Genomic DNA, 22,665 nt, shown 5'->3' with positions numbered 1-22,665 from the left:
CTACGCGGGCTTGTCGGCCGGTTCGGCCGCGTGCCACACCGTCGTGGTGTTGCAGAACTCGCGGATCCCGTGGCCCGAGAGTTCCCGGCCGTAGCCCGAGCGCTTCACTCCGCCGAACGGCAGTGCGGGGTGGGAAGCGGTCATGCCGTTGAAGAAGACACCGCCCGCCTCGATGTCCCGGACGAAGCGTCGCTGTTCGGCCTCGTCGCGGGTCCACACGTTCGAGCTCAGGCCGAAGGGCGTGTCGTTGGCCAGGTCCACCGCCTCGTCCAGGTCGCGGACCCGGTACACGGTGGCCACCGGGCCGAAGGCCTCCTCGTGGTGGATGCGCATGTCGGGGGTGATACCGGTGAGGACCGTCGGCGCGTAGAACCAGCCCTCCGGGTGCGCCTCGGGCCTGCTCCCGCCGCACAGGGGCCGGGCTCCTCGGCGCACCGCGTCGTCCACGAGTCCTTCGACGTCGTCGCGGCCCTGTTCGGTGGCGAGCGGGCCGACGTCGGTGGACTCCGACATCGGGTCGCCGACGGCCAGTTCGGCCATGCGGGCCGTGAAGATCCGGGTGAACTCGTCGTGGACGTCGGTGTGCACGATGAAGCGCTTGGCCGCGATGCAGGACTGGCCGTTGTTCTGTACCCGGGCCGTCACCGCGATCCGCGCGGCGCGTTCGACGTCGGCCGACGGCATCACCACGAAGGGGTCGCTGCCGCCGAGCTCCAGGACCGTCTTCTTGACCTCGTCGCCGGCGATCGCGGCGACCGCGCGGCCCGCCGGCTCGCTCCCGGTCAGCGTCGCGGCTGCCACCCTGGGGTCGCGCAGGATCCTCTCGACCGCGCCGGAGGAGACGAGCAGCGTCTGGAAGGCCCCCGTGGGGAACCCGGCGCGCCGGAAGAGGTCGCCCAGGTACAGCGCGGTCTGGGGCACGTTCGACGCGTGCTTGAGCAGGCCCACGTTGCCGGCCATGAGGGCGGGTGCCGCGAAGCGGACGACCTGCCAGAGGGGGAAGTTCCACGGCATCACGGCCAGGACGACTCCCAGCGGCCGGTAGTGGACCCGGGCGCGGGCGGCCCCGGAGTCCGCCACCTCCTCCTCGGCCGGGAACTCGTCGGCGAGCAGGCTCTCGGCGTTGCGCGCGTACCACCGCATGGCCTTGGCGCACTTCGCCGCTTCGGCGCGGGCCGCCGCGATCGGTTTGCCCATCTCGGTGGTCATCGTGCGGGCGATGTCGTCCTGGTCCTCGTCCAGGAGGTCCGCCGCGCGGTCGAGGAGCCGGGCGCGCTCGGCGAACTCCGTGATCCGGAACGTCCGGAACGTCTCGGCGGCGAGCGTGAGCCGTTGTTCCACCTCCTCTTCCGTCAGTTCGTCGAACGTGCGGAGCGTCTCGCCGTTCACGGGGTTGATCGTCGCGATGGCCACGTGGGGCTCTCCTCTTCCTCGGTGCACCGGTCTCCGATGATGCAATCGCCTGCGGGCGGGGGGCCGGAAGCGCGCCGGACCTCGACGCGCGCCGTTCCGCTCCGTTCACGTGTGCCCCGCGCGGGCCGGGTGACCGGTGCGCTTGTTGATCACGCCGAGGACTGGGCAGGGGCGGGCTTATGACACTGGCAATCACACCTCTCCGTCGGCTCGCCCACCGCTCTCGGGAACCCGCGGTCGTCCAGGCGATCCGTTCGACAGCGGCTGCCGTCGTCTCGTACGTCGTCGCCCTGGCCGTGAGCGACGAGCCGGCGCCCCTGACCGCGCCGCTCACCGCACTGCTCGTCGTCCAGGTCACGCTCTACACCACGCTGACCACAGGCATCCGCAGGGTGAACTCCGTCGTCGCCGGCGTGCTGATCGCGATCGGCTTCAGCGCCCTGGTCGGACTGACCTGGTGGAGTCTCGGTCTGATCATCCTGGCCTCGCTCGTCATCGGCCGCGTGGTGCGGGCCGGCGAGTTCGTCCCGGAGGTCGCGATCAGCGCGATGCTGGTCCTCGGCGTCACGAGGGTCGCCGACACCGCCTGGGACCGTGTCCTGGAGACGCTGATCGGCGCCGCGGTCGGCCTCCTCTTCAACGTGCTGTTCGTGCCGCCCGTGTGGATCCGTCCCGCCTCCGATGCGATCACCGGTCTCGCGGCGGGCATGAGCACCCTGCTGACGCACATCTGTGCGGAACTCGGCGGTCCCACCACGGTGGAGAAGGCCGCCGCCCGGCTGCACGAGGCACGACGCCTCGACAACGACATCGCGCTGGTCGACGCCGCGCTCCGACAGGCCGAGGACAGCCTGCGGCTGAATCCGAGGGTCCGCGAGGGGCTCCTCTTCCGGTTGGTGCTGCGCACGGGGCTCGACACCCTGGAGATCTGCGCGGTGGTGCTGCGCGTGTCCTGCCGGACCCTGACCGATCTCGCCAAGACCCGGCCGGCGGACACCCTCTTCCCGCCGCTCGTCACCCAGGCCCTACAGGAGCTGTACGGCCACCTGGCGATCGCGATGGAGAGCTTCGCCGAACTGATCACCGCCCAGGTCAGCGCGAACGCCGAGGAGGCCGAGAGCCGGCTGACCCGGGAACTGGAGATCGCCCGGATGAGCCGCGACCGGCTCGCCGTGCTCTTGCTGGAGCGGGTCCGCGCCGAGCCCGGGATGTGGCAGTTGTACGGGGCGCTGCTGGCCGAAGCGGACCGCGTACTGGACGAACTCGGCGTGGACAAGCGCTCCCAGCGCCTGATGGAGGAGCTCGACCAGCACTCCCGTCTGCGGCTGGAGCGGTACCCGCGCTGGCACCGTCTGACGCGCCGGCTGCGCTCCCTCAGGTCGGGCCGGGGCCGGTCCCGGGACCGCGATCAGGTCTCGGAGTAGCTGAAGTCCCCCATCGTCCACGCGCTGACGTCCTTGATGGCGATCCGGTACATGCCTCCGGTCTCGGGGATGCCCATGGTGCCCTGGAGGATCCTGGCCACGTGGAAGTGCAGGTAGGAGGGCGACTCCTGGCGGGAGGCGGGGTCGGCCGTATCGGTGTCCGCGAACAGCGGGGCGAACGGGCTGAGCCGGTCGGAATCGATCAGGACCTCGGCCACGCGCCGGCGCCACACGCTCTCGGGAGCGAGGCGGCCCGTGACCACGGCGCCGTGCACCAGGACGGTCAGTGACATCTGGTTGGTCTGCTCCGATTCCACCGCGGCGGCGATGGCGACGAGCAAAACGTCAGGCTTCGACATGAGCACCGATGCTACAAGGCGCCGGTCCCCCCGGCGGGCGTGTTCACGCCGCGACGGTCCCCGCGTCCGCTCATCGCGTGGCGGATCGACGCCCGCCGCAGGGCGAGGGGCGGGGCGTGCGGCGGTCGCGGGGCCGGTACCTTGACGCCACCGGACGGCCACGGCCCGACCCGTCCGCACCTCGGAGGGACCGTGATGAACGAGAGCGACCTGCGGCTGGCCGACGGGCGCGTCCTGCACGTCCACGACACCGGAGCGGGGCGGTCCGCCGACGGCCCCACCGTGTTCTGGCAGCACGGCACGCCGAACATCGGGGCGCCCCCCGCGCCGCTCCTCCCCGCCGCCGCCCGACTGGGCATCCGGTGGGTGTCCCACGACCGCCCCGGATACGGCGGCTCGACCCCGTGCCCGGGGCGGAGCGTGGCGTCCGCGGCGGCGGACGTGCGGGCCGTCGCGGACGCGTTGGACATCGACCGGTTCGCGGTCATGGGCCATTCGGGGGGCGGGCCGCACGCGCTGGCCTGCGGTGCGCTGCTCGCGGACCGGGTCCTCGCCGTGGTGAGCGTGGCGGGGTTGGCGCCCTTCGACGCCGAGGGCCTCGACTGGTTCGCCGGCATGATCCCGTCCGGCGCGGCGTCCCTGCGTGCCGCCGCGCACGGGCGCGGGGCGAAGGAGCGGCACGAGGCCGGTGCGGTGTTCGACCCGGAGATGTTCACCGCGGCCGATCACGCCGCGCTGGCCGGTCCCTGGTCCTGGTTCGCCGATGTCGTCGGCCCGGCCTTGGAATCCGGCCCCGGGGGCCTGATCGACGACGATCTCGCCTACGTCACGCCCTGGGGCTTCCGGCCCGCTTCGATCACGGTGCCCACGCTCCTCCTGCACGGCGGGCGGGACCGGGTCGTGCCGAGCGCGCACGCTCGGTGGCTCGCCGACCACATCCCGGGGGCGGAACTGCGCACGAGCCCGGACGAGGGCCACATCTCGGTGTTGGGCGGCGGCGAGGGCGCCCTGGAGTGGCTGGCGGAGCACCGGGGCGCGTGAGTCGGGAACTGCGCGGGCCGGGGGCCGCGTCGCCCTTGCCGACCTGCCCGTTTGCACTTCGACAACAGTGTTGCCAAAGTGGCGGCATGATTGCCTCGACCGCTGACCTCACCACCCTCGGCAGGGCCGCCGGCCCTGCCGCCGCCCGGACGGAGGTGACGCCGTGAGCGCTCCCGCCCCCGACGTGGCCGAGCTGGAGGCCCAGGAGGCGCGGCTCACGCTGCCCCGCTTCACCCACGACGACGCCTGGGAACTGGGCTCACTGCTCGTCGCCCTGGCCCGCGAGCGGTCGGCTCCCGTCGCCGTCGACATCCGACGCGGCGCCCAGCAGCTCTTCCACTGCGCGCTCCCCGGGTCGAGCGCCGACAACGACGCCTGGATCGAGCGCAAGCGTCGTGTCGTCGAACGCTACGGCGCCTCCTCGCTGTTGATCGGAACCCGCTTCCGGGCCCGCGGCAAGGACTTCGACACGGACGGACGCCTGGACCCGGACCTGTACGCCGCGCACGGGGGTTCGTTCCCGATCGCCGTCGAGGGCGCGGGGGTCATCGGCGCCGTGACGGTGTCCGGGCTGCCACAACTCGACGACCACGCCCTCGTGGTCGAGGCACTGGAGCGCTTCCTTGAGCGACCCCGCGGCGAGGACCACGGGGCCCGCTGAGCGTCGACCCGGCCGAGCCGGGCGGAGTGCCCTCGTCGGAGGGGCACTCCGCCCGGCGTCAGTGGGCGCTGCGGCGGTGGCCGCCACGCTGCGGGGGAATCGTCCGCAGCCGGCGCGCCTGGACGCCGCGTCGGGGCGCGTTCGACCGGACGGGAGCCGCAGGGGCAGCCACGAGAAGGGCGATCAGGGCTCCGACCGCGACGAGAATCACCACGATGGACATCGACATGCTCGTTCCTTTCGTCGGGCGCTGACAACGTGTCACTACCTAGTGTTACCTGAAGCTTGGTCATCAAACACGGTGAGTGACATGGGCGGGGTTTGCCTGGATCTCACCGGCCCGCGCGCACGACGCCGCACGGACAACGCGCACGACCCGGCGCGGACAACCTGGCGCACATCCGGGTGCGTCGATCCCTCCGGGGCGGGCAGGCGCGGGAGATGACATCCAATCAGCTCCTCGCGTTCACCCCCACCCCCGGGCCCGCCTGGCTGCACCTCCTCGTGATGGCCTTCGCACTGTTCGTCCTCCTGCGGACCCTGACGAGGCAACGCTGAACGGCCCTGCGCAGACTTCTTGTTGAGGCCTATGCGGGCGCGCACCGGAACCGGTGAGGCCGCCGCTTTTCGGGGCATCCGCAGGGCATGGACAACTCATCGCTCGGTTCGGAGCGGCAGGACGACCCAAGACGTCCGCGACGTCTGCCCCTGTGGGGACGGATCGTCGGCGTACTGGCGGCGCTGGCCCTGCTGTTCGTACTGGTCAGCCGGTTCGACCTGATCCCCGGCTTCGGTGACCTCTTCGGCGAGAAGACGCGGGACCGCACCGGCCCCGTGCTCCTCAAGTCGATCCAGGACATGCATCGTTACGAGGGCGCGGCGGGCAACTTCCAGGTCGTGGTGGACCTGGAGAAGGACGCCAAGTTCCTCCCCGACTCGATCCGCGGCACCCGCACCCTGTACGTCGGAGCCGGCAGCGTCAGCGGCTATGTGGACCTGGGCGCCCTCGACGAGCGGAGCGTCACGGTGAACGAGGACCACACGAAGGCCACGCTGCGCCTGCCGCACGCCGTCCTGGGCCCGGCCGCCCTCGACCTGGACCGCTCGTACGCGGTGTCCCAGCAACGCGGCCTCCTGGACCGGCTCGGGGACCTGTTCTCCGACAATCCGGCCGGAGCGCAGGGCGTACAGCGCCTGGCCGCCGAACACATCACCGACGCGGCGCGCGACAGCGGACTCGTCGAGCGCACCGAGAAGAACACCACCGCCATGCTGGAGGGACTCCTGCGCTCTCTGGGGTTCCAGGAAGTGACGGTCGGCTACGAGTGACGGTCGACTACGAGTGACGCGCGCCGCCCCGCGAAGAGCGGGGCGCCCGTCTCGCGCCCCGGGGCGGCCTTCGCCGCGCCGGTCAGTCAGTGCCCGCCGGCCAACCGGTCGCCGAGCGGACTGCGCCGGTACAGGACCTGCCGTCCGTCGCGCGCCCGGGTCAGGAGGCCCGTGGCGTGCAGCACGCGCAGGTGCTGGGACACGGCGCTCGGGGTGACCCTGAAGCGACGGGCGATCTCGACCGTGGGCAGCGGTTCGTCCAGGAGGTCGAGCAGTCGGGCCCGGGTCGCGCCGAGCAGCGAGACGAGGGCCGCCGAGTCGGCTTTCGCCGGTTCGGTCCAGAGCGTCGCCACTCCACGACTGGGATAGACCAACAGCGGCGCCTCCCCGGGGTCGACCGGGGGTGCGGGCTTGTGGGCGAAGACGGACGGCACCAGCAGGAGCCCTCGCCCGCACGCCTCGGCACGGTGGCTGTCGATCATCCGGTCGATGTGCAGTACGCCGTTCTCCCAGCGCAGGTTCGGGTGCATGCCGGCGAACAGGCGACGGGCGCCGCCGATGGCCAACTGCCGTGCCCGGTAGGTCATGTCGGCTTCCAGCAGGAGTCTCATCCGCGGCCATGCCGGCTCGACGGCGAGCTCCCAGTAGCGGCGCAGTAGATCGCAGACGGCGTCGCGGAGCACGCCCACCGCCGCGTCGTCGGCGCCCGCGGCGGCGCGCAGGGCCTCGGGAAGCGGATCCGGCGCGTGGGCGGCGGTCAGGTCGCGGCGCACCCGGTCGGGGGGCGTCGCGCGGACGGGGGCCAACTCCTCCTCTAAGGTCGGGGCGAAGCCCGGCGGTCGTGGCGTCAGGAAGTCGGGGAGGGTGAGTCTGCGCGCGACCAGTGACATCAGCAGACCGGTGTCGAGCGCCCCGAGCCGGCCGAGCACGGACCTGCGCCAGGGAAGGTGCAGTGCGGACAGCCCCGGGTCACGCAGCACCCGAAGGCTGAAGACCGTCTCGCCCAGCGGCGAGAGCGCGAAGCGCGTGTCCGCGAGGTCCTCGACACCCAACACGAAGCTGATCATCAAGCCATACGCTACATCCATTGGAGGCCGCCGGAAGGTGCCGTGAACTCGGCACATGACACCGACCGCTGCCCGGCAGCACCCGAAGAAGGACCCGGCCCCGACGTACGGCCCCGGGCGTCGCCCGCGCGCCGCGGGCGGGTCGGCGGACTTCGCGTGAGCCGCCGGCTGCTCCTGCTCCTGGCCGTGACCTGCGGCGTCGCCGTCGGCAACATCTATTTCCCGCAGGCCGTCGGCCCGCTGATCGCCGCCGGCCTGCACGTGTCCCCCGACGAGGCCTCGCTCGTGGTGACGGCCACGCAGATCGGTTACACGCTGGGGCTCTTCCTGCTGGTTCCGCTCGGCGACCGGCTCCCGCACCGTCGGTTCCTCGTCACGCTGCTCACCCTCACCGGGCTGGGCCTGCTCGCCGCGGGCTGCGCGCCCACCCTGCCGTTCCTCGTCGCCGCCTCCCTCGCCGTCGGGGTCTCGACCGTGGCCGCCCAGGTCATCGCGCCCCTGGCCGCGGGGCTGGTGGCCGACGACGGACGCGGCGCGGTGATGGGCACCCTGTTGAGCGGATCGATCGGCGGCATGCTGCTGGCCCGTACCTTCAGCGGAACGCTGGGCGAGTGGCTGGGATGGCGGGCCCCGTATCTGGCGGCCTCGGCCGTCGTGCTGCTGCTGGCGTGGGTCCTGGCCCGTACGCTGCCCGTCACCGCTCCCTCCGCCCGCGGCCCGTACAAGGCGATGCTGACCGCGTCGCTCGCCCTGCTGCGCACCGAGCCCGAACTGCGGCGCTCCTGCTTCTACCAGGCGACCGTCTTCGCCGGGTTCTCGGCCGTCTGGACCTGCGTGGCGCTGCTCCTGACGGGCCCCCGCTACGGCCTCGGCGCCTCGGCGGTGGGCCTGTTGGCGCTGGTCGGAGCGGTGACCATGCTCTGTACCCCGCTCGCCGGACGGCTGGTGGACCGCGAGGGGCCGGACCGGGTGAACCTGGTCTCCCTGATCGGGGTCCTCCTGTCCGCCGCGATCCTCGCCGCGGGCGCCGCCGGCGGGGTGGCGGGCCTCGCGGCCCTGACGCTGGGGACGGTACTGCTCGACGTCGCGATGCAGTCCGGGATGGTCGCCAACCAGTCCCGGGTCTTCGCCCTGCGCCCCGACGCGCGCAGCAGGCTCAACACCGCCTACATGACCTGCGCCTACCTGGGGGGCACCGCGGGGTCCTGGCTCGGGGTGCGGATCCACGACCGGGCCGGTTGGGGAGGCGTGTGCGTGCTCGTGGCCCTGCTCGCCGCACTGGCCCTGGCCCGCCACCTGGTCATGCCGCGCCCCTCCCGCCTCGGGGAACGACCGAGGGCGCGTTGACCCTCGGGGGGGGTGTCAGCGGCGCAGGGCCGTGCGGAGCGTGAGCCCGTGGTGGCGCCGCAGCCGGTGCAGCTCCCACCAGGACAGGGCCGTCACCGTCACCGGGGCGCCGAGGATGAAGGCCACCCGTGCACCCGCCGGAACCTCGCCGTAGGACCCGGTGATCACGTCCAACAGTGCCATCTCCCACACCAGGACGCCGGCGAGGATCGGCGGCAGCACCTCGTGGATGTCGGCGGTGCGGAAGACGTGCACCAGCGACAGTCCGATGCCGTAGAGGGCGAAGACGATCGACCACAGGCACAGCACGACCATGACGATCTTCCCCGGCAGTCCCACGGCGTCCCGCACACCGGCCAGTTCCGGGGCCATGGCGAGGGCGGCGGTGCCCATGGACGCCATCATGGCCAGGACCGAGCCGAGCGGGCGCAGGGCCCGGCGCAGGTACACGCGGCGTAGCCCGTCCCGCGCGGCCGCCACGAAGGCGCCGACCACCACGGGGAAGGTGCACACGAGGACCAGGACGCTGGACCAGCTCTGGTCGAGGCGTTCGCTCGCGACGCCGTGGACGTCGGCGGCGCTCGCGACGGCGTTGTAGGTGACCATCAGGCCCACCCAGGCCACGAGTCCCAGGCCGGTCCGCCACAACTGGAGCTTGCGCACCTCCCGGTCGTCGACGATCCCGGGGCGCGAGGGACGGAAGGTCCGCTGGGCGGCGTACAGGGGGTTGTAGAGCCCCCGCAGGATCTTCCGCGCCCGTGACTGCTCGACGCGCGGGGGCGGGCCCGGCGGGAAGGGCGGACCGTACGGGTATCCGGGCGGCGGTCCGGGCTGTGCGTACGGATACCCCGGCGGGGGGCCGGACCGGCCGTACGGGTACCCCTGCGGGGGAACCGGTGGCGTGTCGGGGGGTCCTGGCGGCGGGTGCGCGGCGCCGCCGCCCGCCGGATCTCCGTACCCACCGCCGCCGTACCCGCCACTGCCGTAACCGCTCATGTCACGTTCCCCCGATGTGCCGCCCTGCCGAACCCAGGCATCTTAGGGGGTGCCCGCGGCGGGGCCGGTCCGATCCTCGGTGGAGGGGCGCGCGGGAGGCGACCTCAGCAGCCGAACACCGGCTCCCCCGGCGTGAGATGGTGCGCGGCCCGGCCATCGAGCAGCAGGGGGACGAGGGTGCGCAGGGATTGGCGCAGGGGAACGAACGCGCCCGTGCCGGAGGTGGTGACCCGTACCCCGTGGAGGGCGAGCCGCTCCCGCACCTCGGCGTAGCGGGCGGCGGTGAGGCGATATCCGCACGGCGGTGCGGTCAGGGTCTCGGCCGGGGACGCGGGCCGGTTGTCGGCGCCGGCCCAGCGGATCGCCCCCTCGTCCCGGTATCCGGCGGCTCGCGCCCTTTCCGTGGCGGCCGCGAGCGGCCGGGCTTCTCGGACCGTGTAGCGGAACAGGCCTCGCAGTGCAGTGAGTTGGGTGTCGACGCGGCGCCGATGGTTGAGGGTGGGGTCGGCCTTCTCCGCTTCGCCCGCCGGCTCCAGGCGGCTTTCGACGAGCAGGGTGACGGCGTGTTTGAGGCCGGCCGCGTTGCGCAGGATGTGTTCCTGTCCGTCGCCCGCCGTCTGCCCGATCGGGGCGCCGGTGACGGGGTCGGTCCGGATTCCGTAGGTGCCGGTCGAGTATCCGGCGGTGCGGGCCGTCTCGCGCACGTGTGCCTCGGAGAGCAGGCGGGAGTGGGCGTACACGGCGGGATCGGTGTTGAGGTTGCGCGGCCAGAGGTCGAGGAGGTCCTTGTCGTAGGTGCCGGTGGTCGCCCGGTACTCGTGCAGGTCGAACACGACGTCCGGGCGCCGGTCGCGCAACACGCCCGCGACCGCCCGCGCCTCGGGTGAGATCAGGGCGACGTGGTCGCGGTTGACGTCGACGCCGCCGGCGTTGGCGCGGGTGCCGGCGGCCCGGCCGTCGGGGTTCGCGTTCGGGACGACCAGGACCGTGGCGGTGGCGAGGAGGCGCAGGGTCGCGGGGTCGCGTGCGTACGCGAGATCGCGCACGGTGGTCAGACAGGCCTCGCGTCCCGCCGGTTCGTCGCCGTGCTGGCCGCACACCAGCAGCACCGTGACCGGCATCCTGCCGTCGCCGACGCCGACCATCCGCAGCGGACGGCCCTGTGGGGTGGTGCCGATCCGGAGGAGGGCGGCCCGGCCGCTGCCCCGGTCGACGGCGTCGAGGAAGTCCCGCTCCTGCGCCTCGCTGGTCCAGCGTGCGCCGGCCGTCGTCTCGAAGCCGGTGCGGGGCGGGGCTTCGGCGCCCTGCGCCGGGCCCGCTGTCAGGAGCAGCGCCGTCAGCGATCCGACGAGGCCGCCCCGCACGTCGAGCCGCCTCACGGGATCGCCGCTCACGGCGTCGGCTCCGGCACGGTCTGCCACAGGATCCCTCCCGGTGTCTGGGGGGCGAACGGTCGCGCACAGTCTGTCGCTTCGGGGGGCGTGACCGCGTGGAACGCCTCCGTGTCGCGCGGCCGGTCGGTTCCGATCGGTTCCGGCGCGAAGGTGCCTGTCGGGGGCCGGGGAGCCTGCGTAATGTCACATCGCATGATGTTCTTACGGCGTACCGCGTCGGCCGCGGCCCTGCTCGCCACCCTGATCCCGTTGACCGTCGCCACCGCCGCCACGGCGGACGAGCGCTCCCCCTGCCCCACCTCGCCCTCCGCGCCGCTCGACGCCGAGCAGGCACGTCTCTCGGACTCCCGGACCACGGCCCTGATCGAGCGTGCCGGGTTGGGTGACTTCGTACGACGGTTCCCCGCCGCGCTGTGCGGGGTGCGCGGCCCCGACGAGGCCGAACGGCTCCTCGGCGGCTGGGGCGAGGCCCTGTGGCAGTCGGCCGTGAGCCGGGCGCAGGGGCAGCGGCCCGGCGGTGATCTCGCGACCGGCGACGACCGGCCGTTGTACTGGACCCGGCTGGCCATGACCGCCGCGCTCGCCCGCTGGGAGCCCGGCTTCGCCGTCGACCGGCGTGCGCTGCGGGCCCGCTTCGAGGACGCCTCCCGGGGTCTCACCGACAACGGGTTCCGGGCGGCGCCCGGCGTACGGCGCGTGTTCATCAGCGGCTTCGACCCGTTCGGGCTGGACGCCGAGATCCGCCGCGCCAACCCGTCCGGATCCGCGGTCCTGCGCCTCAACGGCCTCCGCATCACCCTCGCCGACGGCAGCCGCGCCGAGATCCGGGCCGTCGTACTCCCCGTGCGCTACGCCGACTTCGACTCCGGAATGGTGGAACGGGCCTTCACCCCGCACCTGGCCGCCGGTGCCCAGAAGGCGGACGTCATCACCACCGTCAGTCAGGGGTACCCGGGCATCTTCACCCTGGAGGACTGGGCGGGGCGCGCACGCTCGGCCGACCCGTACCCGGACAACGTCCGCGCCCTCTCGGGGGGCACCCGCGAGCATCCGGTCACGGCTCCCGGTCTGGGCCGGGGCGCGGAGTTCATCCGGACCACCCTGCCGGCCGACGCGGTCACCGCCGCCGTGCAGACGCCCTATCCGGTGCTCCTCAACCGCGCCGTCACCGAGATTCCCGCCGGTGGCGCGGCGCCGGTGGACCGTACCGACGGTCCGACCGCGGGGTCGCGCGCCGTGGAGGGCGGTGGTGGCGGCTACCTCTCCAACGAAGTGGCCTACCGCTCCAACCGGTTGCGGACCGAACTCGCACCGGGGATGCCCGGCGGACACCTGCACACCCCGGTGCTGACCGGGCTGCCGGCCGATCCCCGGGTCCTGACCGGCGCCGAGTTCGAACGCAACGAGAGCGCGATCGCCTCCGAGGTCCGGGCCGTCCTCGAACACGCCGCCGTGCGGCGGTGACGTCCGCGCCGGCCCCGGTTCCTGGTGGCCGGTGCGGTGGCGGTCATCGGTCCGCCGGCCGGGCGACACCGCCCGGCCGGCGCGACCCGTCCCACGCTCGGATCAGCAGGGCTTGATCGGCTGGAGGTTGTGCACGTAGCGGGCCGCGACCCAGCCGTTGACCCCGTGGACGCGGTACCAGATCGGGTTGCCGTCGACCCACTTGCCCCGCTTCTCACACACCAGGCCGATGCGCTGCCGGGGGGCGAGCGTCTTCACGACCTTCGAGTAGACGGTGGGCTTGCTCCGCACGTTGACGCCCCACCGCGACACCACGACGCCGAAGGTGTAGACGGGCTTCGGCGCCGCCTCCACCCCCGCCCGATGGGCCGCACCCGCCGCGGTACCCGCGCCGGCCGCCCAACCCGAGGCCCCCAGGGGCCCGATCAGCAGGCCTGCCGCGAGCACGCACGCCGTCGCCGTCCTCTTCACCATCGCTCAACACTCCCGTCGCCCTGGCCAGCCGTAGGCGGTCGCTCCAGGCGCCGCCGGACCGACTATCACCACGGCATCGGCCTTACGGGTGCTTGACACGCCTGCCCGTCACCCGGTCGGCCCCGCCCCGTGTGGTCACGGCCGCGTCCCGGCGAGCCAGTTCAGTCGCCCCCGGTGGATGAGCCGCAGCTGACGGCGGGCGGTGTCCGTCACCTCGGCCCACTCGTTGTCCTCCAACGCCGCGGCCAGGTAGGCCGAGGCCGTCATCACCATGTGGTCGACGTACAGGCGGGCCAGCATCAGGAGGTCGGCCGGGTTCCAGCCCGCACCGAGCGGATCGGAGGCGAGCCTTTCGGCCACTTCCCGGGCGAAGGCGTCGAGCCGACCGGCGATCGCCTCCCGCACCCCGCGCACCCCGCCGTGTCGTTCCCGGACGATGAAACGCAGGTGTCCGGGGTACGTGCGCACCAGCTCCGCCATCAGATCGACGGCCTCGTCGAGGCGCCGATCGGCTTCCTCCGAGGTCTCCAGGAGGGAGCGGACACCGCCGTGGAGGTTCTCCAGAGCCTCGTCCACCAGGGCGATCCCCAGTTCCTCGATGTCCGCGAAGTGCCGGTAGAAGGCGGTCGGCGCCACGCCGGCGGTACGGGCCACCTCCCGCAGGCCCAGGCTCCCCAGGCTCTGTTCCTCCAGGAGCGACAGGGCGGCGTCCAGCAAGGCCCGGCGGGTGCGGTGGCGTTGGGCCTGACGGGCCCCGACGGTCTGACTCATGTCGGAAAGTAAACCCCGATCCCCCGGCAATCGCATGCCACCATTTAGACTGGGTAGTCAGTGAACAACTGTCACCCATTTTTGGGAGGAAGCACGATGCTCTTCCTCGTCGCGGCCCTCATGTTGTTGGGGGTCCTGCTGGGAACCGTGGCCCACGTCCCGGCGCCGGTCACCCTGGCCGGGACGGCCGTGATCGCCGCCTGGCTGCTGATCTTCGCCGTACGTGAACGGACCACGCGCCACCACCGATCCGCGAGCCGTCAGGAGGGTTCCTCATGACATCCCACCGCACGACCCTGGACCGCACCGCCCACGAGCACGCCGACCTCGACGACCGTCGAGTCGACGTCACCACCGCGGCCGGCGGCGACACCGCCGCCCGTGACACGGCACCCGGATCCGCCCACGGGCCGGCCGGCCGCGCCGACGCCGCCGACCGCGAGGCCGGGACCGGACGCACCGGGACCACCCGCGAGGCCGACGACATGGCCGTCGTCTCGTTCCTCTCGGGCCTGGTGGGTCTGCTCGTGATGAACCTCGTGCTCGGGCCGATCGCGATCGTCCTCGCCGGGCTCGCCCTGTATCGCGGCACGAGCCGACCGGGCCGCGCCCGCCTCGGCCTCGCGCTCGGCGTCGCCGACCTCGCGATCCTGGCGTACCTGATCAACGCGGACGGCACCTGGTCGTGGAGCGTCGGCTGAGGCCGGCGCCGTCCGGATCCCGCCGGGGCCCACTCCATGCCGTCTCGATCAGGGCAGGGGAACGCCGCGCGCCGTGAGCCACAGCTCGTACCACTCCTCGTGGCTGAGCTCCGGGTCTCGTCGCGCGGCGTCCGCACAGGCCCGGATGCGCTCCGGGCGGCCGCTGCCCACCACCGGCACGATCCCTGCCGGATGCCGGCGCAGCCACCACAGCAGAATCGTTTCCGGGGTGGTGCCCTTCTCACCGGCGAGCTTGGCGATGAGGCGCGCCGTCGCGTGCTCCCGCTCGCTCTCCTGACGGCCGGTGAACCGGCCCTGCGCCAGGGCCCCCCAGGCCTGGAGGCGAACGCCCCGCGTCAGGCAGTACTCGATCGCCCCTGTGGGGAATCCGCTCTGCGCCGCGGCGGGCGTGTTCACGAGCACGCCGTCCTCAAGCCAGTCCCGACGGTCCAGGCTCATCTCCAACTGATTGGCGATCAGCGGGAATTCGAGGTGGGACTGGAGGAGCGCGATCTGGGCGCCACTCATGTTGGACACGCCGAACTCCCGGACCAGCCCCTGTCGGCGCAGCGAGGTGAGCGCCTCGGCGACCTCCGCCGGGTCCGCCAGCGGATCGGGGCGGTGCAGGAGGAGGACGTCGATGACGTCCGTGCGGAGCCGGGAGAGGCTCTCCTCGACCCGCCGCACGATGGTGGGGCCGCGCAGGTCGTAGATGCCGGGGCGATCGCCCTCGGCGAGGCGGATCCCGCACTTGGTCTGGAGCGTGATGCGTTCCCGCAGACCGGGGGTGCGGGAGAGGACCTCGCCGAACACCGCTTCGGCCTTGCCGTGCCGGTAGATGTCGGCGTGGTCGAATCCCGTGATGCCGCTGTCGAGGGCCGCCTCGATCGCCGATTCGGCCGCGTCGATGTCGCCGGGCCCGTACGGCTCCGTGTCCCATCCGCCGCCGAGCGCCATGCATCCGTACAGCAGCCGGTCCCGGTCCACCTCGTGAGCCTTGATCACCATGGGGCACAGCCTACGGGCGCGGCCGAGGTGTCGGTCCGGGTGTCAGCCGAGGAAACCGCCGTAGTAGCCGCCGATCCGGCTGTAGTAGTCGCTGTCGCCGATGTGCTGCTCGCTCACGAACTCGGGAGCCGACTTGATCTGCTCCTTCGTGCGGTCGACGTAGATCTTCTCCTGCGCCACGTCGACGTGGATGACCGTGCCGGCGGGCAGGAGGACCTCCCGGCCGAAGATCCACGGGCCGGTGTCCACCACGATGTAGGAAGACCCCGCGTCGTCGGAGTGCTTGCTGACCTTGCCGATGTCCCCGTCGGCCGCCTCGACCTTGAATCCGGTCAGGTCGATGGCCTCCAGTCGGCCCGAAGTCTCGCGGTATCCCCACACGTTCACGTTCACGAGCTGCTCCCTCATCTCCGGATCGACGCGTCCGCCCTGCCCGACCACCGCGCGGCGGGGGCGGCGGACGCCTTTGATCACCGCCTGCCCAGGGCCCCGGTTCTCACACGTGCGCCGATCGCGGCGCCGCCGGAGCACCCGGGAGCCGGGTCACCCGCGGGTGGGGGCTGGGGACGGCAACAGGGGCCGGACCCCTCGGAGGGAGGTCCGGCCCCTGTGGTGGGCGCGGTGTCGGTCGACGCTTCGGCCCCTGCGCTTTCGGCCGGCGCTTCGGTCAGTGCTTCGCTCAGTGCTTGAAGGTGTCCTTCAGCTTTTCCTTCGCCTTGCGGGCATCGCCCTTGACCTGCTCGGTCCGGCCCTCGGCGGTAAGACGCTCGTTCCCCACCGCACGGCCGGCGATTTCCTTCATCTTGCCCTTGGCCTGCTCGGTCTTGGCCTTTGCCTTCTGGTCACCGGACACGGTCATCACTCCCATGCGGTTGAAAACGCTTACCCCGCGGCACCTGACCAGAAAATCGGACTTCAAACGCCCCGGCTTCGCTTTCACCGGTTCCATTCCCGTGTCGACCAGGCGGGTGTATCCACCCGCCTGTCCGGCATAAGAATCGGGTAAGAAGAGAAAATGCCGAACACATGGTCGGGCAGACGGACATTCGGAGGTCGATAAACCATGGTTCCCCTTCTTCTCGTGCTTCTGCTCGTACTGATTCTTTTCGGTGCGGGTTTCGCGCTCAAGATCCTCTGGTGGGTCGCGATCATCGTCCTGATCCTCTGGCTGATCGGCTTCGTCGCCCGGCCGAAGGGCAGCAGCGGACGCTGGTACCGCTGGTAGCGCCGCCGACCACGCCGTACGTCACGTGGGCCCACCCCGCACTCCGGGGTGGGCCCGCGGTCGTGCCGGCAGGGTCCGGTGCGCCCACGTCGGCCGACATCGCCCGCCGGGAGGAGACGCGGTTCGTCGCGGCGGCGCTCCTGGGGGGCCTGGGGGTCCTGTTCCCGGTGTCCCCCGGTCGGTCGGTCGTCCCCTGGACTTCGCGGCGGCGCCCGAGACGCGTCGGCGCCGGGCGGAATCGAGTCGCCCCACCGCCGGGATTCGCCCCCTCAGCGGTCCGATCGGCCGGCGTTCGAGGGGCTCACAGGGGTGAAGGTGACTCCATCATGACAGGTCAGACGGCTTTTCAGTAGGACTGACGACACAGCCGATCTCCCTTGTTCGGGGGCCTGTTCGGATCTGAGAATCTCCCTCATGAATCCCTCGGCGCACATCAATCACCACGCGGTCCTTCGAGCACGAGTGGCTCTCCTCGGTTCCGGGAAGCCGCCCCTCGGCCAACGGGTCGCCGCCTACCGTGTGCTCGCCCAGGTGAGCCCCCTGGCGTATCTCCCGCTGCTGGCTGTCGCCTTGGGCAAGTACGCGCGGCGGGAATTCGCCGATCGCCCCGACATCGCGCTGGCCCTCCACATGGAATCGGTCGCCGCCGCGCGCCGCATGTGCGCACTGGAGCCCGAGCGCGTGGAACTCCTCGTCCATTCGCTCACGTTGTACAGGGAGCAGCTGATCCACATGGACCGTCAGGAGGAAGTCCGCACGGTGGAGAAGGAATTGACCACCCTCTTCCAAGCCGATCAGCGGTAGTGCGGCGATCCGCTCGGCGGCCGGCCGCCGAGCGGATCGAGCCACCCCGGACCCGGGTCGGGTCCGGGGTCGGGTCCGGAGTCAGGTCCGGGGCTTCGGGCGGGTGGTGCCGGGGAGGCAGGTCACCGCGGGGTTGTAGGTCTCGTAGGTGCCCTTGGGGTTCTCCTTCCACAGCCACATGTGCAGGGCGTAGTGGACGGGCTGGCCGGGGAAGTGGCCGCGCAGCGGGCCCGTGAAGGACCTGCCGAAGAGCTTCGGGCGGTCGTCGTCCGTGGTGAGGTCCTGGTCCTTGTCGTAGACCAGCCACTGGACCCCGGTGAGGCGCTTGCCGCCGCGGCCGTCGTCCTCGTAGTACAGCGCGGCGGGCTTGGCGGGATCGACGGAGTTGTCGTACCCGTGGTTGAAGTGCGGGTAGCCGAGGGCGCCCGTGCCGGCCGGGTCGGCCACGCAGTACTTGTCCGGGACGTAGCCCGCCTTCACGCCGCCGGCGTGCCGGAGATAGGGGGCGGTCGCCCGATAGGTGACGGCGCGGTCGGCGGCTGCCCTGCCGGTGTCCGCGCCGGAGGCCGCGGACGCGACGGTGGGGCCGGCGGCGGCCGTCAGGGCGAGTGTCGCGGTCGTGATGAGGACCAGGGTGGTGCTGCGAGCCATGCGCGGACTCCTCGATGGCGGGCTGGTTGCTCGACGAGCAGCATGATGTCCCGGGCCGTCGGACCCGCCACGCGACCCGTCCGCGCGGCTGACCGGACGACGGACCGCCAAACGGCCGAGCGGTGACGTGGGGACGGTCGGCCCGGCCCGGGCCGGCGGTGGCGTGCGGGCGGTCGGCCCGGCCCGCGCATCCGGCGGAGGCCTCCTGACTCGAACGCACCAAGGCCCGTTTTGCGAACGCTCCCGTCGGGGAACCGCTGAGTCCACACAGGCGAGTGGCACGGAGGGTGCGGAACATGACGCAGGAGAACGCGACGACACCGGACGGCGCCGCCGCCGTGCACGACCTCGTGGCGGCCGTGTCCAAGGGCGCGCCGGAGTACCGCTCGTGTCCCCACCCCGTCTACGCCGCTCTGCGCGAGCGGGACCCGGTGGCCCGGTTGACGCCTCCGCACGGCGTCGCGACGTACCTCATCACCCGCTACGACGACGCCCGCGACGCCCTGTCCGACCCGCGGTTCAGCAAGAACATGCGCGGGGCGATGGACATCTACCACGCCGTGTTCGGGGACTTCTTCGACGCCTTGGACGACAACGTGCTGTTCTCGGACCCGCCCCGGCACACCCGGTTGCGCCGTGTCCTGCGGAGCGCCTTCACCCCTCGGCGGGTGGAGGAGATGCGGGCCGGGATCACCGAGATCGCCGAGCGGCTCCTCGCCGAGTGCCGCAAGAGCGACTCGGTCGACCTGATGTCCTCGTTCGCGTTCCCCCTCCCGATCTCGGTCCTGTGCGAACTGATGACGATCCCGGAGGCCGATCGGCCCGAGATCCTGGAGCAGTTCGCGGTGGTCACGCGCTCCCGGTTCAACCCTGCGGCCAAGGCCGAGTTGAAGGCCGCCGAGGAGTGGCTGCAGGATCGACTGCGGCGGCTGATCGCGCACCAGCGGGCGAACCCCTCGGACTGCTTCCTCGGGGACATCATCAGGGCGGAGGAGGCCCTGGACGACGCGGAGCTGGTGTCGTCGCTGTGGGTCCTGTTCTTCGCCGGGCACAAGACCACCGCCTACCAGATCGGGAACTCCGTACTCGATCTGCTGCTCCACCCCGATCAGCTGGCGACGCTCCGCACCGACCCCACGCTGATCCCCCGGGCGGTCGAGGAGATCGTGCGCTTCGAGGGGTCGGTGGAGACGTCGACGTTCCGCTACGCGACCGAGGACGCGGAGATCAGGGGCACGGTGATCCCCAAGGGGTCGCTCGTCCAGATCGCCCTCTCGTCGGCGAACCGGGATCCGGAGAAGTTCGACCGCCCCGACGACCTCGACGTGACGCGCGAGGGACTCCAGGGCACGCACCTCGGCTTCGGGCACGGGACGCACTACTGCCTGGGCGCGCCACTGGCACGACTCGAACTCGAGATCGCGCTCTCCTGCCTGCTGCGGGAGTTCCCGGAGATGGAGATCGCACCGGACGAGGAACCCGCGGGGGCGTGGCTCAAGGGGCCGATGGCGGCGTTCCGCGGGCTGGAGCGGCTGCGGCTCGTCCTGGAGCCGTCGCGGCCGGTCGAGGCGCTCGCCCCGACGCACCTGTCGCCCGCGACCTCCGTTTCCGCCCACAGGTGACCTGATCCGAGGGACGGTGATTTGGCATGCAGAACCCCATGAACACCACCTCCGGCCTGCGCTTGGTGCGCGCGCCCGCCGAGGGGCTCCTGATCCCCCCGGTGGCCACGGGTGACCTCGTCGGTGACCTCGCCCGGGTCGCCACGGCCGATTCCCCGCCGGTACTCGGCACGGAGCACGGGGCCCGGCCGAAGATCGACATGCACCACCACTACTGCGCCCCGGAGTGGCGCGAGTGGGCCGAGCGCCACGAGCTGATCGATCCGAGGCAGTTGCCGCGTTGGGCGGGGCTCGGCATCGAGGAAGCGGTCCGGTTCATGGACGGCGCGGGCATCACGACGGCGGTGCTCAAGCCGATGCTGCCGGCCCACTACCGGTCGTCGGCGCAGCTCCGTGAGGCGATCACGATCACGCTGCGCTCGATGGTCGAGGTGAGCGCCTCCCATCCGGGCCGCTTCCTGCACTACGTGCCGCTCTTCCTGGACGATCTCGACTCGTCGTCCTGGGCCATCCGCCGCGGACTCGGGCAGCTCGGCGCCGTGGGCGTGAACGTGACGGCGAATTACGGCGGCGTCTACCTCGGAGACCCCTCCTACGACCGGGTGTTCGCCGAGCTGAACGAGGCCTCCGCGGTGGTGGACACCCACCCGCACCACCTGCCGGGTGGTCCTCCCGGTGCGCCGACGGTCCCCGGGATCCCGAACTTCATGTGCGACTTCCTGTTGGACACCACACGGGCCGCCGTGAACATGATCAGCAGGCGGACGCTGGACCGTTTCCCGGACATCTCGGTGATCCTGCCGCACGCCGGCGGCTTCCTCCCGTACATCGCGCCGCGGCTGGAGGCTCTCGGACGGTTCTGCGATCCGCCCATCGAGCCCGCCGCGGTCCGCGACCACCTCCGGCGCTTCTACTACGACACGGCGGGGCCCATGGCGCCGGCCGCGACCCTCCTCGCCCATGCGCCCGCCGACCACATCCTGTTCGGCACCGACTGGCCCGCCGCGCCCGCCGACACGGTGCTGGACCTGGCGCTGCCCGCGCTCGACGCGGACCCGGCCCTCACCCCCGAACAGGTCCGGGGGATCCACCACGACAACGCGCTCCGCCTGATCCCGCAGTTGGCCACGGCCTGACGGTGGCGCCGCGCCCGCTCGCGGCCCTCCCGCACCGCCGCCCACGCACGCTCGTGGGCGGCACGTGCCGGTCGGGCCGCAGCGGACCCGGCCGGTGGGTGGTCAGCGCAGGCCCGTGCCGGGGTCGGTGGCCGCGCGGGCCGGCGGCGTCCCCGCCGCGCCGGGGGTGGTGTCCGTCCCGTCGGGGATGGTGTGCGTACCGTCGGGGATGGTGTGCGTACCACCGGGGCCGGTGTCCGTACCGGCGGTCGCCCGCGACGCGTACGCCCTCGCGAGGAAACCGCCGCCCGTCACGAGGGCGAGTGCGCAGAGGATCAGGGCGGCCCCCACCGCGAAGGTGAACCGCACACCCGTCGCCACGGCCTGCGGGCTCGCCGTCGTGACATCGTCCGCGGCCGAGGCGAACGTGAACACCGCGCCCATCACGGACGCACCGGTGACGAGCCCGAGATTGCGCGAGAGGTTCACCAGCGCGGAGGTCACGCCCCGACGCTCCGGGGCGATCTCCGCCATGACGGCGGTGTTGTTGGCCGTCTGGAACAGCGCGTAGCCGGCGGTGACCACCACCAGCGGGACGACGTATCCCACGACCCCCGACGACACCCGTGTCATCGACAGGGCGCCGGCTCCGGCGACCATCGCGAGGAGCCCCGCGCAGATCGTGCGACGCGCTCCGAAGCGGTCCACCAGCCGCCCGGCCGGTACACCGGTCAGCGCGGCCACCACCGGCCCCGCGGCCAGGACGAGTCCGACGAGGGCGTCGTCGAGCCCGAGCCCGCGCGAGAGGTGGAACGGCCCGACCACGAGCGTCGCCATGATCACGGTGGAGACGAGCGTGCCGGCGGCGAGGCCCGCGCTCAGGACCGGGTCGCGGAACGCCGCCACCCGGATCAGCGGGGACGCGACGCGCCCCTCGACCCGCACGAAGAGGAGCACCCCGAGCGCGGCGACCGCCAGCAGGGCCGCGTTCGCCGCGCCGAACCCGCCGTGCCCCAGGGTCATCGCGAGGGCGTAGGCCCCGAGCGTCAGGGCCAGCAGCGCCATGCCCGCGCGGTCGAAGCCGGACCGTGCGCCGGCGGGCTCACGGACCTGCCGGTCGACCGGGAGGTGACGGCGGGCGAGGAGCAGGGTCAGGATGCCCAGCGGTGCGTTGACGAGGAAGAGCGCCCGCCATCCGAGGCCGGAGATCAGCACGCCGCCGAGCGAGGGACCCAGGGCGGTACCGATCGCGGACATGGTCCCGAGCATTCCCATGGCGCTGCCGATCCGCGCCTTCGGCACCGTCTCGGCCACGAACGCCATGGTGAGCGCCATCATGACGGCCGCCCCGAGGCCCTGCGCCGCCCGGGCGACGATCAGCATCCAGAGCCGGGGCGCGCCGGCGCACAGCAGCGAGGCCACCGTGAACAGTGCGATCCCGGCGAGCAGCAGCCGTCGGCGGCCCACGAGGTCGCCGACCCGTCCGGCGCCGACGATCAGGGCGGTGACGGCCAAGAGGTAGGCGAGGACGACCCACTGGACCTGCGGGAAGGAGGCCGTGAACACGTGCGCCAGCGTGGGCAGGGCGACGTTGGCGCTGCCGGCGCCGAGCGAGGAGAGCACCATGGCCAACGAGAGCGCGGCGAGCGCCCCTCCCGGCGAGGTCGTTCCCCCTGCGTCCTCGGCGCCGCCGGCGCCGACCTTCCCGCGTCCCTCGTCGATCGGTCTCAACACGAACTCCGTTCTCTCACGGCCTCCGCCGGCCCAGCCGCCGGGTGGCGGCGGGGGGGGCGGGAGGC

Annotated in this window: 25 protein-coding genes; 12 read left to right on the top strand and 13 right to left on the bottom strand. The window is 72.4% G+C overall.

What is annotated here, in order from left to right; all coding sequences use genetic code 11:
* The gene (locus OTB19_RS26585) at positions 1-1,413 is read right to left on the bottom strand and encodes an NADP-dependent succinic semialdehyde dehydrogenase (RefSeq protein WP_267801022.1); all 1,413 of its coding nucleotides are present in this window, start codon (positions 1,411-1,413) and stop codon (positions 1-3) included.
* A 179-nt stretch (positions 1,414-1,592) separates the two neighbouring features.
* Between OTB19_RS26585 and OTB19_RS26580 the strand changes: the two genes are divergently transcribed.
* Entirely contained in the window at positions 1,593-2,837 is a 1,245-nt protein-coding gene (locus tag OTB19_RS26580; protein WP_267801021.1) for an FUSC family protein, read from the top strand.
* Here OTB19_RS26580 and OTB19_RS26575 read toward each other — a convergent pair.
* The gene (locus OTB19_RS26575; protein ID WP_267801020.1) at positions 2,822-3,196 is read right to left on the bottom strand and encodes a hypothetical protein; all 375 of its coding nucleotides are present in this window, start codon (positions 3,194-3,196) and stop codon (positions 2,822-2,824) included. The genes OTB19_RS26580 and OTB19_RS26575 overlap by 16 nt on opposite strands.
* A gap of 195 nt (positions 3,197-3,391) precedes the next feature.
* Here OTB19_RS26575 and OTB19_RS26570 point away from each other — a divergent pair, with 195 nt between their 5' ends.
* The gene (locus OTB19_RS26570) at positions 3,392-4,237 is read left to right on the top strand and encodes an alpha/beta fold hydrolase (protein WP_267801019.1); all 846 of its coding nucleotides are present in this window, start codon (positions 3,392-3,394) and stop codon (positions 4,235-4,237) included.
* A 163-nt stretch (positions 4,238-4,400) separates the two neighbouring features.
* Positions 4,401-4,898 carry a heme-degrading domain-containing protein gene (locus OTB19_RS26565; RefSeq protein ID WP_267801018.1) on the top strand — a complete coding sequence of 166 codons (498 nt, stop codon included), beginning with the start codon at positions 4,401-4,403 and terminating at the stop codon, positions 4,896-4,898.
* 58 nt (positions 4,899-4,956) lie between these two features.
* Here OTB19_RS26565 and OTB19_RS26560 read toward each other — a convergent pair whose 3' ends face one another.
* On the bottom strand, positions 4,957-5,127 hold the full coding sequence (locus OTB19_RS26560; protein ID WP_266973237.1) for a hypothetical protein: 171 nt from the start codon (positions 5,125-5,127) through the stop codon (positions 4,957-4,959).
* A gap of 416 nt (positions 5,128-5,543) precedes the next feature.
* Here OTB19_RS26560 and OTB19_RS26555 point away from each other — a divergent pair, with 416 nt between their 5' ends.
* Positions 5,544-6,227: a DUF4230 domain-containing protein gene (locus OTB19_RS26555; protein ID WP_267801017.1), complete on the top strand. Its 684-nt coding sequence runs from the start codon at positions 5,544-5,546 to the stop codon at positions 6,225-6,227.
* Positions 6,228-6,313: 86 nt separating this feature from the next.
* Here OTB19_RS26555 and OTB19_RS26550 read toward each other — a convergent pair whose 3' ends face one another.
* A complete protein-coding gene (locus tag OTB19_RS26550) occupies positions 6,314-7,294 on the bottom strand; it encodes an ArsR/SmtB family transcription factor (RefSeq protein WP_267801016.1) in 981 nt (326 codons plus the stop codon).
* Positions 7,295-7,450: 156 nt separating this feature from the next.
* On the opposite strand from OTB19_RS26550, the gene OTB19_RS26545 reads away from it, so the two are divergent.
* A complete protein-coding gene (locus tag OTB19_RS26545) occupies positions 7,451-8,641 on the top strand; it encodes an MFS transporter (protein WP_267801015.1) in 1,191 nt (396 codons plus the stop codon).
* 15 nt (positions 8,642-8,656) lie between these two features.
* Here the strand turns inward: OTB19_RS26545 and OTB19_RS26540 are convergent, their stop codons facing one another.
* The gene (locus tag OTB19_RS26540; protein ID WP_267801014.1) at positions 8,657-9,637 is read right to left on the bottom strand and encodes a hypothetical protein; all 981 of its coding nucleotides are present in this window, start codon (positions 9,635-9,637) and stop codon (positions 8,657-8,659) included.
* Positions 9,638-9,741: 104 nt separating this feature from the next.
* Complete coding sequence (locus OTB19_RS26535) at positions 9,742-11,058, bottom strand: M14 family metallopeptidase (RefSeq protein WP_420716912.1); 1,317 nt, start codon at positions 11,056-11,058, stop codon at positions 9,742-9,744.
* Positions 11,059-11,211: 153 nt separating this feature from the next.
* On the opposite strand from OTB19_RS26535, the gene OTB19_RS26530 reads away from it, so the two are divergent.
* Positions 11,212-12,495, top strand: coding sequence for a pyroglutamyl peptidase (locus OTB19_RS26530; protein WP_267801013.1), 1,284 nt, complete (start codon positions 11,212-11,214; stop codon positions 12,493-12,495).
* 102 nt (positions 12,496-12,597) lie between these two features.
* Here OTB19_RS26530 and OTB19_RS26525 read toward each other — a convergent pair whose 3' ends face one another.
* A complete protein-coding gene (locus tag OTB19_RS26525; RefSeq protein ID WP_267801012.1) occupies positions 12,598-12,969 on the bottom strand; it encodes an SH3 domain-containing protein in 372 nt (123 codons plus the stop codon).
* A gap of 135 nt (positions 12,970-13,104) precedes the next feature.
* Positions 13,105-13,740, bottom strand: a complete 636-nt coding sequence (locus OTB19_RS26520) for a TetR family transcriptional regulator (protein WP_267801011.1) — start codon at positions 13,738-13,740, stop codon at positions 13,105-13,107.
* 96 nt (positions 13,741-13,836) lie between these two features.
* Between OTB19_RS26520 and OTB19_RS26515 the strand changes: the two genes are divergently transcribed.
* Both OTB19_RS26515 and OTB19_RS26510 read left to right on the top strand, forming a co-directional pair.
* The gene (locus OTB19_RS26515; protein ID WP_267801010.1) at positions 13,837-14,019 is read left to right on the top strand and encodes a hypothetical protein; all 183 of its coding nucleotides are present in this window, start codon (positions 13,837-13,839) and stop codon (positions 14,017-14,019) included.
* Entirely contained in the window at positions 14,016-14,441 is a 426-nt protein-coding gene (locus OTB19_RS26510; RefSeq protein WP_267801009.1) for a hypothetical protein, read from the top strand. The genes OTB19_RS26515 and OTB19_RS26510 overlap by 4 nt, the downstream gene beginning before the upstream one ends.
* A 48-nt stretch (positions 14,442-14,489) precedes the next feature.
* Here the strand turns inward: OTB19_RS26510 and OTB19_RS26505 are convergent, their stop codons facing one another.
* From OTB19_RS26505 to OTB19_RS26495, 3 genes are all read right to left on the bottom strand, one after another.
* Positions 14,490-15,449, bottom strand: a complete 960-nt coding sequence (locus OTB19_RS26505) for an aldo/keto reductase (RefSeq protein ID WP_267801008.1) — start codon at positions 15,447-15,449, stop codon at positions 14,490-14,492.
* A 42-nt stretch (positions 15,450-15,491) separates the two neighbouring features.
* Positions 15,492-15,842: a PRC-barrel domain-containing protein gene (locus OTB19_RS26500; protein WP_267801007.1), complete on the bottom strand. Its 351-nt coding sequence runs from the start codon at positions 15,840-15,842 to the stop codon at positions 15,492-15,494.
* A gap of 286 nt (positions 15,843-16,128) precedes the next feature.
* Positions 16,129-16,308, bottom strand: coding sequence for a CsbD family protein (locus OTB19_RS26495; protein ID WP_420716915.1), 180 nt, complete (start codon positions 16,306-16,308; stop codon positions 16,129-16,131).
* A 204-nt stretch (positions 16,309-16,512) separates the two neighbouring features.
* Between OTB19_RS26495 and OTB19_RS26490 the strand changes: the two genes are divergently transcribed.
* Both OTB19_RS26490 and OTB19_RS26485 read left to right on the top strand, forming a co-directional pair.
* Positions 16,513-16,674: a hypothetical protein gene (locus tag OTB19_RS26490; protein ID WP_053682363.1), complete on the top strand. Its 162-nt coding sequence runs from the start codon at positions 16,513-16,515 to the stop codon at positions 16,672-16,674.
* Between the two features lie 414 nt (positions 16,675-17,088).
* Positions 17,089-17,478: a hypothetical protein gene (locus tag OTB19_RS26485; protein WP_267801006.1), complete on the top strand. Its 390-nt coding sequence runs from the start codon at positions 17,089-17,091 to the stop codon at positions 17,476-17,478.
* Positions 17,479-17,559: 81 nt separating this feature from the next.
* Here the strand turns inward: OTB19_RS26485 and OTB19_RS26480 are convergent, their stop codons facing one another.
* On the bottom strand, positions 17,560-18,129 hold the full coding sequence (locus tag OTB19_RS26480; protein ID WP_267801005.1) for a hypothetical protein: 570 nt from the start codon (positions 18,127-18,129) through the stop codon (positions 17,560-17,562).
* Positions 18,130-18,425: 296 nt separating this feature from the next.
* Between OTB19_RS26480 and OTB19_RS26475 the strand changes: the two genes are divergently transcribed.
* Together OTB19_RS26475 and OTB19_RS26470 are read left to right on the top strand one after the other, a co-directional pair.
* The gene (locus OTB19_RS26475; RefSeq protein WP_267801004.1) at positions 18,426-19,751 is read left to right on the top strand and encodes a cytochrome P450 family protein; all 1,326 of its coding nucleotides are present in this window, start codon (positions 18,426-18,428) and stop codon (positions 19,749-19,751) included.
* A gap of 26 nt (positions 19,752-19,777) precedes the next feature.
* On the top strand, positions 19,778-20,887 hold the full coding sequence (locus tag OTB19_RS26470) for an amidohydrolase family protein (RefSeq protein ID WP_267801003.1): 1,110 nt from the start codon (positions 19,778-19,780) through the stop codon (positions 20,885-20,887).
* Positions 20,888-20,989: 102 nt separating this feature from the next.
* Here the strand turns inward: OTB19_RS26470 and OTB19_RS26465 are convergent, their stop codons facing one another.
* On the bottom strand, positions 20,990-22,597 hold the full coding sequence (locus OTB19_RS26465; protein ID WP_267801002.1) for an MFS transporter: 1,608 nt from the start codon (positions 22,595-22,597) through the stop codon (positions 20,990-20,992).
* Positions 22,598-22,665 lie beyond the last annotated feature (68 nt).

The organism is Streptomyces sp. H27-H5, from assembly GCF_026627505.1.
In the GTDB taxonomy this organism is placed as follows: Bacteria; Actinomycetota; Actinomycetes; order Streptomycetales; family Streptomycetaceae; genus Streptomyces.
The sequence above is the reverse complement of the archived record's forward strand: the minus strand, read 5'-3'. Positions and strand labels throughout refer to the sequence as shown.

What these genes read in the sequence shown, in the direction of transcription:
- OTB19_RS26555 (WP_267801017.1), top strand. Translation starts at nt 5,544, where the DNA reads ATGGACAACTCATCGCTCGGTTCGGAGCGGCAGGACGACCCAAGACGT.
- OTB19_RS26575 (WP_267801020.1), bottom strand. Translation starts at nt 3,196, where the DNA reads ATGTCGAAGCCTGACGTTTTGCTCGTCGCCATCGCCGCCGCGGTGGAA.
- OTB19_RS26520 (WP_267801011.1), bottom strand. Translation starts at nt 13,740, where the DNA reads ATGAGTCAGACCGTCGGGGCCCGTCAGGCCCAACGCCACCGCACCCGC.
- OTB19_RS26540 (WP_267801014.1), bottom strand. Translation starts at nt 9,637, where the DNA reads ATGAGCGGTTACGGCAGTGGCGGGTACGGCGGCGGTGGGTACGGAGAT.
- OTB19_RS26580 (WP_267801021.1), top strand. Translation starts at nt 1,593, where the DNA reads ATGACACTGGCAATCACACCTCTCCGTCGGCTCGCCCACCGCTCTCGG.
- OTB19_RS26515 (WP_267801010.1), top strand. Translation starts at nt 13,837, where the DNA reads ATGCTCTTCCTCGTCGCGGCCCTCATGTTGTTGGGGGTCCTGCTGGGA.
- OTB19_RS26525 (WP_267801012.1), bottom strand. Translation starts at nt 12,969, where the DNA reads ATGGTGAAGAGGACGGCGACGGCGTGCGTGCTCGCGGCAGGCCTGCTG.
- OTB19_RS26570 (WP_267801019.1), top strand. Translation starts at nt 3,392, where the DNA reads ATGAACGAGAGCGACCTGCGGCTGGCCGACGGGCGCGTCCTGCACGTC.
- OTB19_RS26470 (WP_267801003.1), top strand. Translation starts at nt 19,778, where the DNA reads ATGCAGAACCCCATGAACACCACCTCCGGCCTGCGCTTGGTGCGCGCG.
- OTB19_RS26490 (WP_053682363.1), top strand. Translation starts at nt 16,513, where the DNA reads ATGGTTCCCCTTCTTCTCGTGCTTCTGCTCGTACTGATTCTTTTCGGT.
- OTB19_RS26560 (WP_266973237.1), bottom strand. Translation starts at nt 5,127, where the DNA reads ATGTCGATGTCCATCGTGGTGATTCTCGTCGCGGTCGGAGCCCTGATC.
- OTB19_RS26510 (WP_267801009.1), top strand. Translation starts at nt 14,016, where the DNA reads ATGACATCCCACCGCACGACCCTGGACCGCACCGCCCACGAGCACGCC.
- OTB19_RS26475 (WP_267801004.1), top strand. Translation starts at nt 18,426, where the DNA reads ATGACGCAGGAGAACGCGACGACACCGGACGGCGCCGCCGCCGTGCAC.
- OTB19_RS26530 (WP_267801013.1), top strand. Translation starts at nt 11,212, where the DNA reads ATGTCACATCGCATGATGTTCTTACGGCGTACCGCGTCGGCCGCGGCC.
- OTB19_RS26485 (WP_267801006.1), top strand. Translation starts at nt 17,089, where the DNA reads ATGAATCCCTCGGCGCACATCAATCACCACGCGGTCCTTCGAGCACGA.
- OTB19_RS26550 (WP_267801016.1), bottom strand. Translation starts at nt 7,294, where the DNA reads ATGATCAGCTTCGTGTTGGGTGTCGAGGACCTCGCGGACACGCGCTTC.
- OTB19_RS26495 (WP_420716915.1), bottom strand. Translation starts at nt 16,308, where the DNA reads ATGACCGTGTCCGGTGACCAGAAGGCAAAGGCCAAGACCGAGCAGGCC.
- OTB19_RS26505 (WP_267801008.1), bottom strand. Translation starts at nt 15,449, where the DNA reads ATGGTGATCAAGGCTCACGAGGTGGACCGGGACCGGCTGCTGTACGGA.
- OTB19_RS26480 (WP_267801005.1), bottom strand. Translation starts at nt 18,129, where the DNA reads ATGGCTCGCAGCACCACCCTGGTCCTCATCACGACCGCGACACTCGCC.